Source organism: Neobacillus drentensis (genome assembly GCF_021560175.1).
Taxonomy (GTDB): Bacteria; Bacillota; Bacilli; order Bacillales; family Cytobacillaceae; genus Neobacillus; species Neobacillus drentensis_A.
The window spans coordinates 5,918,683-5,932,500 of sequence record NZ_CP091110.1 but is presented as its reverse complement, the minus strand read 5'-3'; the positions used below and the strand labels follow the sequence as shown (position 1 = coordinate 5,932,500).

Below are 13,818 nucleotides of genomic sequence, written 5' to 3'. Positions count from 1 at the left end.
TGATGGGGGGACGCAGGAGGATAGGGTAAGCGCGCTGTTGGATATGCGCGTCTAAGCAGTTAGGCTGAGAAGCAGGAAAATCCGCTTCTCGTGAAGGCTGAGCTGTGACAGCGAGGGAAATTTAGTACCGAAGTTCCTGATTCCACACTGCCAAGAAAAGCCTCTAGCGAGATTCAAGGTGCCCGTACCGCAAACCGACACAGGTAGGCGAGGAGAGAATCCTAAGGTGAGCGAGAGAACTCTCGTTAAGGAACTCGGCAAAATGACCCCGTAACTTCGGGAGAAGGGGTGCTCTTTGGGGTTCATAGCCTCGAAGAGCCGCAGTGAATAGGCCCAGGCGACTGTTTAGCAAAAACACAGGTCTCTGCGAAGCCGCAAGGCGAAGTATAGGGGCTGACGCCTGCCCGGTGCTGGAAGGTTAAGAGGAGGGGTTAGCGCAAGCGAAGCTCTGAATCGAAGCCCCAGTAAACGGCGGCCGTAACTATAACGGTCCTAAGGTAGCGAAATTCCTTGTCGGGTAAGTTCCGACCCGCACGAAAGGCGTAACGATCTGGGCACTGTCTCAACGAGAGACTCGGTGAAATTATAGTACCTGTGAAGATGCAGGTTACCCGCGACAGGACGGAAAGACCCCGTGGAGCTTTACTGTAGCCTGATATTGAATTTTGGTACAGCTTGTACAGGATAGGTAGGAGCCTTGGAAGCCGGAGCGCCAGCTTCGGTGGAGGCGTCGGTGGGATACTACCCTGGCTGTATTGAAATTCTAACCCGCACCCCTGATCGGGGTGGGAGACAGTGTCAGGTGGGCAGTTTGACTGGGGCGGTCGCCTCCTAAAGAGTAACGGAGGCGCCCAAAGGTTCCCTCAGAATGGTTGGAAATCATTCGTAGAGTGTAAAGGCACAAGGGAGCTTGACTGCGAGACCTACAAGTCGAGCAGGGACGAAAGTCGGGCTTAGTGATCCGGTGGTTCCGCATGGAAGGGCCATCGCTCAACGGATAAAAGCTACCCCGGGGATAACAGGCTTATCTCCCCCAAGAGTCCACATCGACGGGGAGGTTTGGCACCTCGATGTCGGCTCATCGCATCCTGGGGCTGTAGTCGGTCCCAAGGGTTGGGCTGTTCGCCCATTAAAGCGGTACGCGAGCTGGGTTCAGAACGTCGTGAGACAGTTCGGTCCCTATCCGTCGTGGGCGCAGGAAATTTGAGAGGAGCTGTCCTTAGTACGAGAGGACCGGGATGGACGCACCGCTGGTGTACCAGTTGTCTTGCCAAAGGCATCGCTGGGTAGCTATGTGCGGACGGGATAAGTGCTGAAAGCATCTAAGCATGAAGCCCCCCTCAAGATGAGATTTCCCATAGCGTCAAGCTAGTAAGATCCCTGAAAGATGATCAGGTTGATAGGTCAGAGGTGGAAGCGTGGTGACATGTGGAGCTGACTGATACTAATCGATCGAGGACTTAACCATATTTTTTAAGCGAACAAACTCGTTTTTACTTCTTCTATATATTATCTAGTTTTGAGAGAATGAACTTCTTTCAAATAAATAGTCTGGTAATTAAGGCGAGAAGGTCACACCCGTTCCCATACCGAACACGGAAGTTAAGCTTCTCAGCGCCGATGGTAGTTGGGACTTTGTCCCTGTGAGAGTAGGACGTTGCCAGGCTAGGCCCCTTTCGGGGCTATTATTTTGTCAATTTTAGTATTTGGCCCCTTGGTCAAGCGGTTAAGACACCTCCCTTTCACGGAGGTAACACGGGTTCGAGTCCCGTAGGGGTCACCATAGTTTTTTGAATTTGGAGGATTAGCTCAGCTGGGAGAGCATCTGCCTTACAAGCAGAGGGTCGGCGGTTCGATCCCGTCATCCTCCACCATAATTTTTCCAAACCTTAAGCCGGGGTAGCTCAATTGGTAGAGCACGAACGAATAAGCTTCCTGAATAGGCTTCAGCATACTGACCGAGCTGCTGCTTGAATAATCTTTCTGAGGTCAGGATGACGGTAACAAAGACAGCGTGCCTCAAATTAATATATTTCTCTTACTTTAAGCCGGGGTAGCTCAATTGGTAGAGCAACTGACTTGTAATCAGTAGGTTGGGGGTTCAAGTCCTCTCGCCGGCACCTTTTCTTTGTATGAGCCATTAGCTCAGTTGGTAGAGCATCTGACTTTTAATCAGAGGGTCGAAGGTTCGAGTCCTTCATGGCTCACCATAAGTGGATATTAACATTATGGGGCCTTAGCTCAGCTGGGAGAGCGCCTGCTTTGCACGCAGGAGGTCAGCGGTTCGATCCCGCTAGGCTCCATTTTATTTACATGGAGGAATACCCAAGTCCGGCTGAAGGGATCGGTCTTGAAAACCGACAGGCGGGTTAAACCGCGCGGGGGTTCGAATCCCTCTTCCTCCTCCATATTTACTTAACTTTTTATTTTTTCCTATTATTATCACGGGGTGGAGCAACGAGCGTTGCTACATTGAAAAATCTGCGAGTTGTACCCATCGAGCTGCTGCTTGATTAAGCTTTCTGAGATGGGGACAGTCAGTAACAAAACATAGAGCATATTCCAAACTCCATAATTTCTATTATCGCGGGGTGGAGCAGTCCGGTAGCTCGTCGGGCTCATAACCCGAAGGTCGCAGGTTCAAATCCTGTCCCCGCAATTTGGTCCGGTAGTTCAGTTGGTTAGAATGCCTGCCTGTCACGCAGGAGGTCGCGGGTTCGAGTCCCGTCCGGACCGCCATTTCTATCCCAGTAGGGCAACTCTACTGTTGATATAGATATAGATTGTGTGTGGCTCAGTAGCTCAGTCGGTAGAGCAAAGGACTGAAAATCCTTGTGTCGGCGGTTCGATTCCGTCCTGAGCCACCATTACATTTAATGCCCCAAAATATAAGGGCCTATAGCTCAGCTGGTTAGAGCGCACGCCTGATAAGCGTGAGGTCGATGGTTCGAGTCCATTTAGGCCCATCATCATAATAGATTATTTGTTTCGCAGTAGCTCGAGCTGCTTAGAGCATGCGCCTTCTAAGCGTAGGGGCAGAGGTTCGAATCCCCTAAGTTACATAAGAATTTATAAGATAAAAAGCGCTTGAATAAGCGCTTTTTTTGTGCTCTTTTAACTAACAGGGATCATTTTTTTCAATAGTAGAAACAGAAAATACGGTGCACCAATCAATGCCACCATAATACGGCTCTACAAGATTACGCTTATCTTATCTGCAAATTGATAAATAAAAAACCCTCTATTTATGAAAAAAGAGGGTTTTTGCATACTATTTTTTTATGAGCACCTATTAAATATCTACCAGCTTACTCCGCCGGCACTCCTCATGAAACGCCCGCAGCCGTTTCGTCCGCTCCATTAGCGTCTCCAAGAAATACTCCCAATCATCTACGCGCTTCAACTTTTTATACAGCGTCCGCAGCTTCTTCAAATGCCGGACCGCCATCTTATAGCTCGACCGGTTTTTCTGATCAATCTCCCGCTGTGCCGTCTGATGAAGCATCCCAAGCAGTACCTCAGGCCGCTCCTTCTCAATCACCTTCAAGCGCTCTTTCGGTAAATCATAAAAATCCAGCCCGACAAACGCCTGAAGCTCGCCCCAGCGGTCATACTGCTTGCGCTCAAACAACAAATACTCATACTCCCCAAAACTATACGGCAGCATCGCGAGCAAGCCGCGCTCATACAAATCAAGCCGATCATTCTCCGCACAATAAGCCGTCACAGACTTCAACGCATTCCGCGCAAACGTCACACAACTATGATAGCCGCCCAAAGCGGTCAAATATGCCTTCACTTTTTGAAAAAATAACTCAATCAAAACCCCAACTCGGCGCCAAGCCTTCAAACCGGACAAGTAATCAATCCAATAGACCAGATAGGGAACAATCTCTTCATCGGTAAACTGGCCGATCAGCTTCATCGCCGCCTCATCTTCCCCTACGAGCAGATGAAGGTGAATCCCAGCCACCATCAGCGGGAGGGGATTCTCCCAATCCTGAAGCCCTTTCAAACCCGCTTTAATTTTTGTTAACTCATCCTCACGCCAAGCTTTCTTTTTGAAAAATTGCACCCACATCAGCCGGTATAAATAAATCCGCTCATACTCCAACCCACTCGCACACCGGAGCAGCTCAAAAGCATCATCTTTCAGTCGCTCAATAAACTCATCAAACGCAAACGGCAGCGACTGTACTCCGATTTTTATTGCTAAATCCTCCGCATCCTCCATCAAATTCTGGAACAAATGCAGATAGGCCCGCCGTACGGTGTCTTCATCATGGCCAAGCTGCTCACTTAGGGCGGCCAGCTTGCGGAATGACACGACGATCGCAATCATTTCATATAACAGGCGCCATTCCTGTTCAACCGGTGCACTAGCATGAATCCGGCGCTCATAAATCCCATACAATTCCGGAATCACATAGGGGCTTGTATACTTTTTCGAAGCGAGCAGCGTGTCAAAGCTGACCTCAAACGAGTGCACCCAGCGGCTGTAATCTGGCTTCATCACGCCGTTGGCCTTAATCAAGTCCTTCGCCGTCTGCATGCCCCAGTCTGTCACTTCCTGTTGCTCCCGTGCAGGCTCGCGCCACGCTGTTACCCAGTCGCCAACACTGCCATACTTGGAAAAGGCAGCAAAAAAGGTAGCCACCTGATGGCGGCAAAATCCTTCGGTTGGACAGGTACACGAACTCATTGAGGCAAACACCAAATCGAGCTTCACATAGACACGCGTCACGTCCTGGACCATGGAGGTGATTTTATTATTAAATACTTGTAATTGCTTCACCACCCCTTGGCGGTACAGCATTAATCCCTTTTGGACAAGCTTCGCATCCTCCGCATCCGTGGGAACGAGCAGTTCGCGAACTTGTTCCTCAAAATATTCCATTTGTTCACTAGCAGGTGTCGACGCCACGGCCGTAACCCCCTTTATAAAAAAATCCATATTCATCTATTATATCCAAAAAAACACGATAAGCGAAGCATGGGGACGGTTCTCCTGCTTCTTTGGAAGCAGAAGAACCGTCCCCATGCTTCCAAAGTAAATGCCCGGCCGCATTCTGCGGCCGGGCATTTTTAATGAGTTTCTTTGTTTAATGTTAAGGTAAGGGGACAGAGTGAGTTGATAAAATAATTAGTGGTCGGTAAATCGTTGATAAAATATGGACAAGAATCTACTTTGGTGAACACGCCTAGCTTATTCCGATTCAGCATAAGCTTCGATGGTTGTTTCTCTGCACTCCCAGCACTCTGTCCGATTTCTCTCCATGATTGCTAATTCCTCACCACATGAAATACAAATCTCCATTAGGCATCCCTCTTTTCGTTTTTTTTTAGTAAATAAACCGCCAACCTGATTTAGTATCTAAGTTGTTACATATATTATAACACAAAATATTCTGAAAAGAAGCACCTACATATGTTAATTTAGTGACAAAAATTGCAACCATATCACTTGATCATTTCAAAATTACAGGCAGCAAGAAGCGAGGGGGGCTATAAATTACAAACATTACTTTTTTATTTAAAAACGACAAAAACAATAGCAAGGAATCAATGTTTTTATTAGAATGGGAATCAAAATTAAAAGGATCATGGAGGGATTAATTTGCTTTTCAAAACCAAAAAGAAAGCAGACATAGGCGACCGTATCTTTTTTAAAAATGGAGTCAAAGGAATCGTGGAGAAGGTTAATGATAATTCAGTCATAACGAAGATAACCGAAAACAAGACAGAGTTGGAGTTTAAAGAAAATATAACAGTCGTCGCACACAAGAATTATAAGGTTATGGCATAGCTGTACTGGATAGTCTAAAAAGGCTATCCATTTTTTTGAAACTAGTTTTTCTCCACCAGGAGAAAAGTCTTATTTTAAAAAAAACGAAGAAGAAAAAAGGAAATGAACATTTATCCAAGAACTTAATTTGTATCAAATAATAAGGAGTGTGCAAATGGAAAAAATACATTTTTTAGTAAGTGAATTTTTCTTCAGTATAGCCTTATGTGTTGTTGCTTTGTTTTTCGCTTTAAGATCAGAAGTATTTCCGATAAATGTTGTATTTTTAGGATTGATTGCTGGGTCACTGATTGATATCAATTTACGTTCTATTTACAAAAATAAAGCGGTTAAAATTAGTGGGTATCTCGAACATACACAAAGAATAGTAGAAAAAGAGACCAGTATGTAATTTCCCCCGATGAATGGATGGGGATTTAAAGGAAAGCCGCTTGATATTTGCGGCTTTTTTCTTTGGAAGCAGAAGAACCGTCCCCATGCCTCCAAAATGTTACAAAACTATTAAAAAATTTACAAATATGTTTATAATTCTGGCATTCTCTCTATTTCGACCTTGTAGTTGCTATAATGGAAAAAAAGTGAAATGCTGGAGGATACATACATATGAGGAAGATAATCAGTATGGCAGCTGCTGCATTTATTGGGTTCGGTCTGTTTACGGCGTCAGCCGAAGCGGCTACTGTTGTCAATGCAAGTGTATTGAATGTACGTCAAGCACCCGCAACAAGTTCAGCCATCATTGGAAAAGTAACAAATGGTCAAACATTAAACGTTACAGCACGCCAGACTGGCTGGCTAAAAATTAGCTATAATGGAAAAATCGGTTATGTAAGCTCACAATATACAAAAGAAACAAGCACTACAACAAGCGGGACGGCAATTAGCGGAACGTATTACGTTAATGCCACTTCTCTGAATGTACGTTCCGGTGCTGGTACGAACTTCGCCTCGATTGGCAAATTAAACAGGGGGCAAGCTGTCAGCGTAAAAAAGGATCTTGGAAACGGCTGGTATCAAATTAGTTATAATGGACGGACAGGTTATGTCAGTAAGCAATATGTTCTGAAAACAGCTGTAAAAGCCGCAGCAGAGTTCACTGTTGAAGCGACAGCTTATACTCCTCTGGAATCTTCTAGTGGAATGACAGCGGCAGGCTATAATATCCGCAAGAATCCAAACATGAAGTTGATTGCGGTCGATCCGAAAGTAATCCCACTCGGTACCAAAGTCTGGGTAGAAGGCTATGGAAACGCGATTGCAGGCGATACGGGCGGAGCAATTAAAGGGAAAAAAATCGATGTCCTTTTACCTACCACAAAACAAGCTCTTCAATGGGGCCGCAAAAACGTAAAAGTAAGAATATTAGACTAAGTCGCGAAGCGCGGGGACGGTTCTATTGCTTCTTTGGAAGCAGGAGAACCGTCCCCGCGCTTCCTGTCATGATTAACATAAGAATTAAAATACCACCGCTTATGTAGTATGGATAATTAGGTTTATAACCAAAACTGTTAAATATAAAAAAAGAGAAAATGAACAAAAAAGATAAAAATAGTTCAAAAATGAATGTAAGGATAAGAAATAATCGATAAGGAATAACCACCTCTTTATGAGACACGTGTTGTAAAGTTAGGCCTTCCCAACATAAATCGGCTAATTTGTTTATTATCCTCATTTTTACCACCTCTATTAATCGTCATATTTCTCTTCTTAGTTTTGACAATAGTATGAGTTTCATAACAATAAATGATTATTTTTTAACTGATGGTTGAGGTTCGCGAAGGCATTATAGAAAACAACTACTATATAATTATGAAAAAACTCATCAAAAAAGAGCATTGCTCAGGAAAGCAATGCTCTAATCAATTAAGGGGGTTATAAATTTATAGCATACCTAGATTGTTGCGATTGCGATCTCATTTCCACCACTTCCACCATTTCTTCTGACTGGCGGCGGCAATCTGCATTCTTGTTTCTTCCTCTAGTTTACTTCGTTCAACCATCAATTGCTCTGTACGTTTTACATAATTTAAAATTTGATTAAGCCTCTCCTCTTGGGAAGCTTCCCGCACCGCCTTCTCCTTCAAATGGTTGAGTAAATCTAAGTTTACTTGCTCCAAATGCTCGATACGGCCTAACAGCTCGTCATGGTTACAATCCTGCTTAATATCACGGTCAATAGTGGTCTCTAACGGTACGGCTTCCTTACTATCTTTTTCAGAAACAATTGTCATCACAGATATAGCTGCCTGTTCCAAAGGCACACCGTCTTGCTTACTGAGTACGATTAATTGGCGGAGAGTGCTAACATCTTTATCAAAATAGCCTCTGTGTCCTTTAGTATTACGGTGAATGGGATACCCATGTCCTTCTAAAAGAGTGGCATATTTCCGTAAAGTACTGCTATCGATTCCAAGCAAATCTTGTACGTAACTAGGTGTATATATTTCCGTCATGACATTACACCTCCGCTAGAAACTCTTTCAATAGGAATTTTACGAATATCTTTGCCCTTGAATTTGGCAGTTTATTTGATAAATTGATCAAACGTAATTCTAACCAGCCAACCAAGAGCAAGCGCAGCAGATAGATATGTACCAAGATAAAGCAAAATCTCCGGCAAAATTTCTCCTCCTCTTATTTTTACTTTAGGTTGCAAATCCTCGGACGTTTAGACAATGTTATTATAACAAGCGAATCTTAGAAATTTGTCGAATGAACAGATAGTAACCGAATTGTAAAAAGACTTTAATATGACTTAATAAACCTACAAGAATTTGGTAATGTTGAACTCATTCATGAAGGCGAAAAGCCCTATTACGTGAAACATGTGCTATATTAACTATTTTAATAAGTAGGTAAGACTTAACTAGACAATCATCTCATTGTTACTTAGACTGAAACCTAATAACGATAAACATCCTTGCTAGTCTACTAAACATAAAAAAGTATAAAGAGTTCTTCGAGTAACCTTGATTTGTGCAGAAACAAATCAGTTTGGATAACGAGGAGGAGAGAACATGTTGGAATTTGATATGAAGAGGGACCAATTGGCCACGATTAAAGTGATCGGTGTTGGCGGCGGGGGAAACAACGCCGTAAACCGTATGATTGCCGACGGAGTGGAAGGTGTAGAATTTATTGCCGTTAATACAGATGCCCAAGCGATTCATCAATCGAAAGCAGACACCAAGATGCAAATCGGTCAATCCTTGACGAAAGGCTTAGGAGCAGGTGCAAATCCGCAAATAGGAAAGTTAGCGGTGGAAGAAAGCAAAAGGCAGATGGAAGAAGTATTATCAGGCGCCGACCTAGTTTTCGTTACGGCCGGAATGGGCGGTGGGACTGGCACAGGTGCAGCCCCTGCCATTGCAAAAATTGCCCGAAAGTTAGGTGCCCTGACCATTGGTGTTGTGACACGTCCTTTCAAATTTGAAGGCCGCAGACGTGCAGTAAACGCGGAAAGTGGAATTGACGAAATGAGGGAAGCGGTTGATACCTTAATTATTATTCCAAACGATCGCTTATTGGAGATTGTCGATCAGAATACTCCTATGATTGATGCCTTCCGTGAGGCGGATGCTGTACTTCGCCAAGGTGTGCAGGGAATTTCCGATTTAATTGCTGTCCCTGGTTTAATCAATCTTGATTTTGCTGACGTGAAAACGGTCATGTCCCATAAAGGAACAGCATTAATGGGGATTGGTATTGCGACGGGGAACAATCGCGCCGCCGAGGCTGCCGAGAAAGCCTTAAATAGTCCATTACTCGAAACTTCCATCAATGGAGCACAGGGTGTCATTATGAACATAACGGGCGGACAGAATCTAAGTCTATTTGAAGTACAGGAGGCAGCTGAAATTGTTGCTTCTGCGTCTCACGAGGAATTAAATATGATTTTTGGCTCAGTCATTAACGAAAATCTAAAGGATGAAATGATTGTAACGATTATTGCCACTGGATTTACGGAGCAAGAGGATAAAAAAGAGAGTACAGAAGAATTACATAATCCTTCTCTGCCACCAGTGGAAAAAATGGCTAATCCATATCAAAGGGAACGACGTAAACGATCTAATCTGGTAACCCATGGCGAACCCGTTCAAGAGTATGACCGGCACTCAGAAAACCCTGCAAAAACTCTGGATATTCCTACATTCTTGCGTAATCGAAAAAGACGATCTTGAACATTTTATTAAAAATGCAAAAATTCCTGCTTCCGATTAAAAAGCAGGAATTTTTAATTACAATAGTAGAACAATTCAATAGTTTTTTAGCAGCATTTTATCGATTGAACGTACTTTATCATATGATTTTAATAGTTTCTCAGGTACAAAGGTCCTGCCGTATTCCCAGGAATTCCTTTCTATTAAAGCGAGAAGCTGTTCTTTTTCTTCATCCTCACCATACTTGAGAGTCCGCAAATCATGTTTGTTTTTCTTAAAATCTAAAAAGTAGCCGAGCTGATGAAAAAGAATGAGTTTAACACAGTCTTCATCCGTCTCTTTAATTTTAAAGTTAATATTGGCGATGTATCCGTTTATTTGCAGGTAGTTAAACTTAATCGTATTTGTCGAAACGTTATAACTCATAGGTGCAGGTAGTTTGTTGTTCAATTCATAATTAATGTCTAATTTGTGCTCTTGCAATGTATTTTTAATGATTTCCTCAATATCCCATATATAAAGCAACTTTTCCATCACTACCTTTCCGAAGAATATGATACCTTTCCTATCTTTATTTTTAAAAAATAAAGGTAGAAAGTAAATCCTGCTATTTTCCTTTATCCTTTATACCTATGTCAGGATCGAACCATTACCTGTTTGGTGCAAAGTTGATTAGTGAAAGCAACAGCTACTATTTTATGCCGCAAAAAAGAGGTAAGCACCTTACAAGTGCTTACCTGCTAAAACCTCATCCAGAGAAAGGATTCGATGCTGTAACTCTTCAGTGGAATCTAAAATACCGATAACAATTTGATTATCCTCTGTAATGGTTGCATATCTAAAATGTTCATCCTCATTAATTAGAAAGGATGTTCCTTGTTTTGCTTCCATCTTCGCAAAGACACTTTCTGTGTACTCGAGCGGCAGAATGTCATCTAATCCTTCTGGTGGTCTACCAACCCATTTAAATAGGAAATCTTTGATTGAAAATTGCTCAATCATCGATAAATGTTTTTTAAACGCTAGCTTATGTACGGAAACTGTTTTCAAGTTAATCACTCCTCAAATAGTAAGTAAAGCTTACTCCTTCAAATTCCTAACTTCAACGGTATTACCGTGACAGAATATTTACATTTTTATTTCGGGGTAATTTTTAAAGGAAGGAGTCTGTAAATAAAAAAAAGCCAACCCTCGTTCGCTACAGGGTTGGCTCAGTATTTAGGTCATCATTATTTGATAGAGTAGTAAATTGTTCAAATAAGTGAGTAAGATAGCTGTTCAATTCAAATCCATCTTCGTTAACAAACTCCGTTAATAGTGATAATTGACTGTTCATTTCTCCCATCTCCCTTGTAAATGTCTTTACTAGTACTATTCCCAATCTAGCACTCTTTTATACATAGAAAAATCTCCCACATGGGGAGATTTTAATAGAAACGTTTAAAAGCCGCGAAATGGGCCGTATAATAAGGGCTGTTTAAATTGGAAATCATAATGCCGTGCTTTTCATCGGCATGGATAAATTGATTGTCGTTAAGATAGATACCTAAATGGGAGATTCCTTGTTTATATGTATTTTCAAAAAATACAATATCACCGGCTTTAGGTGAATTCACATAATAGGTTCGGTCATAATAACCCGCAGCCGAAGTACGAGGCAATGATTTACCCGCTTTATTGGCCACATAATAAATAAATCCGCTGCAATCAAAACCAGAGGCCGTACTTCCACCCCAGACGTAAGGGACCCCGATTAAACTTTTAGCAATTGAAACGATCTGTGCGGCAGCATCTGTCTGCGTTACCGGCGCTGGGGCCGTTACAGGCTTAACGGTGCCTGTCACCTTCAGCGTTTGCCCGACATAAATCCGGTCAGATGATAAGTGGTTGAGTGACTTTAATTCTTGGACGGTCATATCGTAGGTGACCGCAATTTTTCCAAGTGTGTCTCCGCTTTTGACAATGTAATTACTAGTGACACCCGTTGGAGTGGCCGCCTGAGGCTTAGCAGAAGGAGCGGCTGGCACAGCGGGAGCTGGCGTACTAGTCTGCTTCGCATAAACCTTTAATGTCTGCCCGACATAAATTAAATCTAATTTCAAGTTATTGAGTGTTTTCAATTGCGCAACGGTCATCCCAAATTGACTGCTAATTTCACTTAGACAATCTCCACTTTTTACCGTATAAGTGGCAGTTGGCTGTGTTGCAGAAGGAGCCGGAACTTTGGTCGTTGTCGTAGCCGCGGGTACAGTGGTAGTCGGTGCGGACACCGTCACTGTTTTCCCAGGAGCAGATACCTTCAGCGTTTGTCCAACATAAATAATTGTTCCCTTCAGACTATTCCACTGCTGCAGCTCACCGACTGAAACATGAAAGCGGTTGGCGATTTTAATTAAAGCATCGCCGCTAACAACCTTATAAGTCGTTTGCTGAACTGCCTGAACGGAGGCAGCTGGTGTATTAGAGGAAAGCTGGAGCGTTTGATTGACGTAAATCCGATCAGAGCTTAAATCATTTAATTTCTTGATATTTTCTACACTCGTATTGTTATCTGAGGCAATTTTTGAAAGACTATCACCTTTTTGAACCTTATATGTGGACGCCATTGCGGAACCAGCAAAAACGCAAGAAAAGAGAGCTGTTGTCGATAGAGTTCGAACGATTGTTTTCTTCATCTAGGAGAAATCACCTCATATTTACATATTTTTATTAATTTTACCATAGTTTGCTAGTATTTTCAGAAAAATTCCCCAAATTTCTCATAGAATTTTAATGTAACAGGATTGATTTCCGCTTTACCCAAATTTTTAGAAATTAAACGACAAAACATTACAGAAGGATTACATTTTGATAACGTTTTCGACATAATCTGGCATTCTTCCAAAAAAGTTGTAAACTGGAAATAGATTAAATCATTTGGGGGAAAGTATGAAAAAGAAATTGTTAACGTTCATTACTGCTACCGTATTTGGGACATCATTATATAGCACTTCAGCCATGGCTGCCACAATAAAAGTTAAAAGCGGGGATACTTTATCGAAGTATTCTAAACAATATAATCTATCAGTATCAGAAATTAAGGCGGCTAATAAACTATCAAGTGATCGAATTAAAATAGGTCAGAATATCATCATTCCTGAAAAAGGCAAGGTCGTCGCTGCGGCTAAACCTACAACCAGCTCGGCTTCAGTAGTCTACACGGTTAAATCAGGTGATAGCTTGTCAGCGATTGCCAAGAAATATAAAACAACAGTGGCCCAACTTAAAGCGTGGAATGGTCTAACATCGGACAAGCTTAAAATAGGCCAAAAATTAAAAGTGAATGGGGCTCCTGCAACGGCCGCACCAAAAACCACGACAACAGTGGCGGCTAAACCGGCAGCGTCCACCATTAATAAAGGCAAGTTAATTTCAGACGCAAAAGCAGTAATTGGCACTCCTTACAGATGGGGAGGAATTACGCCAAAAGGATTTGACTGCAGTGGATTTATTCACTACTTGATAAATAAACAAAAACCCGCTCCCCGCCTGACGGTTGATGGGTATTGGAAGACAACGAAACCAGTGTTTTCTATCTCGGTTGGTGATTTCGTTTATTACCATACTTATACGAATGGTCCTTCACATATGGGAATCTATATTGGGAATGGTCAGTTCATACATTCCGCATCTAGCGGTGTCCAAATTACGGCCATGAGTAACTCCTATTGGAAAGCTCGTTATCTTGGAGCAAGACAATTATAATAGAATGTGAAAACCCATCTTCGATTTTGAAGATGGGTTTTTTATTATTCAGCATTCAAAGAATAGGACCACTTTGTCGTATCAGAAAGATGGGTAAATCTGATTCTT

11 protein-coding genes, 11 tRNA genes and 2 rRNA genes (1 of these 24 only partly in view) are annotated in these 13,818 nt (G+C 42.6%); 18 read left to right on the top strand and 6 right to left on the bottom strand.

The window, feature by feature from the left end:
* The 13 genes from L1999_RS27995 to L1999_RS27935 all read left to right on the top strand — a co-directional run.
* Window positions 1-1,468, top strand: a 23S ribosomal RNA gene (locus L1999_RS27995) (it extends 1,467 nt beyond the left edge of the window).
* Between the two features lie 82 nt (window positions 1,469-1,550).
* Window positions 1,551-1,666 (top strand): 5S ribosomal RNA (gene rrf / locus L1999_RS27990).
* 42 nt (window positions 1,667-1,708) lie between these two features.
* Window positions 1,709-1,783: transfer RNA gene (locus L1999_RS27985), tRNA-Glu, on the top strand.
* A gap of 15 nt (window positions 1,784-1,798) precedes the next feature.
* Window positions 1,799-1,874 (top strand) — tRNA-Val (locus L1999_RS27980).
* A 173-nt stretch (window positions 1,875-2,047) separates the two neighbouring features.
* Window positions 2,048-2,120 (top strand) — tRNA-Thr (locus tag L1999_RS27975).
* A 14-nt stretch (window positions 2,121-2,134) separates the two neighbouring features.
* Window positions 2,135-2,210: transfer RNA gene (locus L1999_RS27970), tRNA-Lys, on the top strand.
* A 20-nt stretch (window positions 2,211-2,230) separates the two neighbouring features.
* Window positions 2,231-2,303, top strand: a tRNA-Ala gene (locus L1999_RS27965).
* A gap of 12 nt (window positions 2,304-2,315) precedes the next feature.
* A tRNA-Ser gene (locus tag L1999_RS27960) sits at window positions 2,316-2,408 on the top strand.
* Window positions 2,409-2,585: 177 nt separating this feature from the next.
* Window positions 2,586-2,659: transfer RNA gene (locus tag L1999_RS27955), tRNA-Met, on the top strand.
* Window positions 2,660-2,662: 3 nt separating this feature from the next.
* Window positions 2,663-2,739, top strand: a tRNA-Asp gene (locus L1999_RS27950).
* 52 nt (window positions 2,740-2,791) lie between these two features.
* Window positions 2,792-2,867 (top strand) — tRNA-Phe (locus L1999_RS27945).
* Between the two features lie 25 nt (window positions 2,868-2,892).
* Window positions 2,893-2,966 (top strand) — tRNA-Ile (locus L1999_RS27940).
* 29 nt (window positions 2,967-2,995) lie between these two features.
* Window positions 2,996-3,055: transfer RNA gene (locus L1999_RS27935), tRNA-Arg, on the top strand.
* Window positions 3,056-3,292: 237 nt separating this feature from the next.
* Here the strand turns inward: L1999_RS27935 and L1999_RS27930 are convergent.
* The gene (locus L1999_RS27930; protein WP_235741508.1) at window positions 3,293-4,924 is read right to left on the bottom strand and encodes an SWIM zinc finger family protein; all 1,632 of its coding nucleotides are present in this window, start codon (window positions 4,922-4,924) and stop codon (window positions 3,293-3,295) included.
* Window positions 4,925-5,617: 693 nt separating this feature from the next.
* Between L1999_RS27930 and L1999_RS27925 the strand changes: the two genes are divergently transcribed.
* The 3 genes from L1999_RS27925 to L1999_RS27915 all read left to right on the top strand — a co-directional run bounded on the left by L1999_RS27925 (window position 5,618) and on the right by L1999_RS27915 (window position 7,177).
* Window positions 5,618-5,806: a DUF2187 family protein gene (locus L1999_RS27925; protein WP_235741507.1), complete on the top strand. Its 189-nt coding sequence runs from the start codon at window positions 5,618-5,620 to the stop codon at window positions 5,804-5,806.
* 154 nt (window positions 5,807-5,960) lie between these two features.
* Window positions 5,961-6,197: a hypothetical protein gene (locus L1999_RS27920; protein ID WP_235741506.1), complete on the top strand. Its 237-nt coding sequence runs from the start codon at window positions 5,961-5,963 to the stop codon at window positions 6,195-6,197.
* A 212-nt stretch (window positions 6,198-6,409) separates the two neighbouring features.
* Window positions 6,410-7,177, top strand: coding sequence for a 3D domain-containing protein (locus L1999_RS27915; RefSeq protein ID WP_235741505.1), 768 nt, complete (start codon window positions 6,410-6,412; stop codon window positions 7,175-7,177).
* 542 nt (window positions 7,178-7,719) lie between these two features.
* Here L1999_RS27915 and L1999_RS27910 read toward each other — a convergent pair.
* Window positions 7,720-8,259 (bottom strand): MerR family transcriptional regulator, encoded by a 540-nt coding sequence (locus L1999_RS27910; RefSeq protein WP_235741504.1) that lies wholly within the window; start codon window positions 8,257-8,259, stop codon window positions 7,720-7,722.
* A 564-nt stretch (window positions 8,260-8,823) separates the two neighbouring features.
* Here L1999_RS27910 and ftsZ point away from each other — a divergent pair.
* Window positions 8,824-9,987 (top strand): cell division protein FtsZ, encoded by a 1,164-nt coding sequence (gene ftsZ / locus L1999_RS27905; RefSeq protein ID WP_235741503.1) that lies wholly within the window; start codon window positions 8,824-8,826, stop codon window positions 9,985-9,987.
* 75 nt (window positions 9,988-10,062) lie between these two features.
* On the opposite strand, the gene L1999_RS27900 is transcribed toward ftsZ, so the two are convergent.
* The 4 genes from L1999_RS27900 to L1999_RS29730 form a co-directional block, all read right to left on the bottom strand.
* Window positions 10,063-10,500 (bottom strand): hypothetical protein, encoded by a 438-nt coding sequence (locus L1999_RS27900; RefSeq protein WP_345790867.1) that lies wholly within the window; start codon window positions 10,498-10,500, stop codon window positions 10,063-10,065.
* Between the two features lie 189 nt (window positions 10,501-10,689).
* On the bottom strand, window positions 10,690-11,016 hold the full coding sequence (locus tag L1999_RS27895) for a hypothetical protein (protein ID WP_235741502.1): 327 nt from the start codon (window positions 11,014-11,016) through the stop codon (window positions 10,690-10,692).
* Between the two features lie 148 nt (window positions 11,017-11,164).
* Window positions 11,165-11,302 (bottom strand): hypothetical protein, encoded by a 138-nt coding sequence (locus L1999_RS27890; RefSeq protein WP_235741501.1) that lies wholly within the window; start codon window positions 11,300-11,302, stop codon window positions 11,165-11,167.
* Window positions 11,303-11,393: 91 nt separating this feature from the next.
* Complete coding sequence (locus L1999_RS29730) at window positions 11,394-12,641, bottom strand: C40 family peptidase (RefSeq protein WP_275677279.1); 1,248 nt, start codon at window positions 12,639-12,641, stop codon at window positions 11,394-11,396.
* Window positions 12,642-12,894: 253 nt separating this feature from the next.
* Here L1999_RS29730 and L1999_RS27870 point away from each other — a divergent pair, with 253 nt between their 5' ends.
* Entirely contained in the window at window positions 12,895-13,710 is an 816-nt protein-coding gene (locus L1999_RS27870; protein ID WP_235741500.1) for a C40 family peptidase, read from the top strand.
* Window positions 13,711-13,818 lie beyond the last annotated feature (108 nt).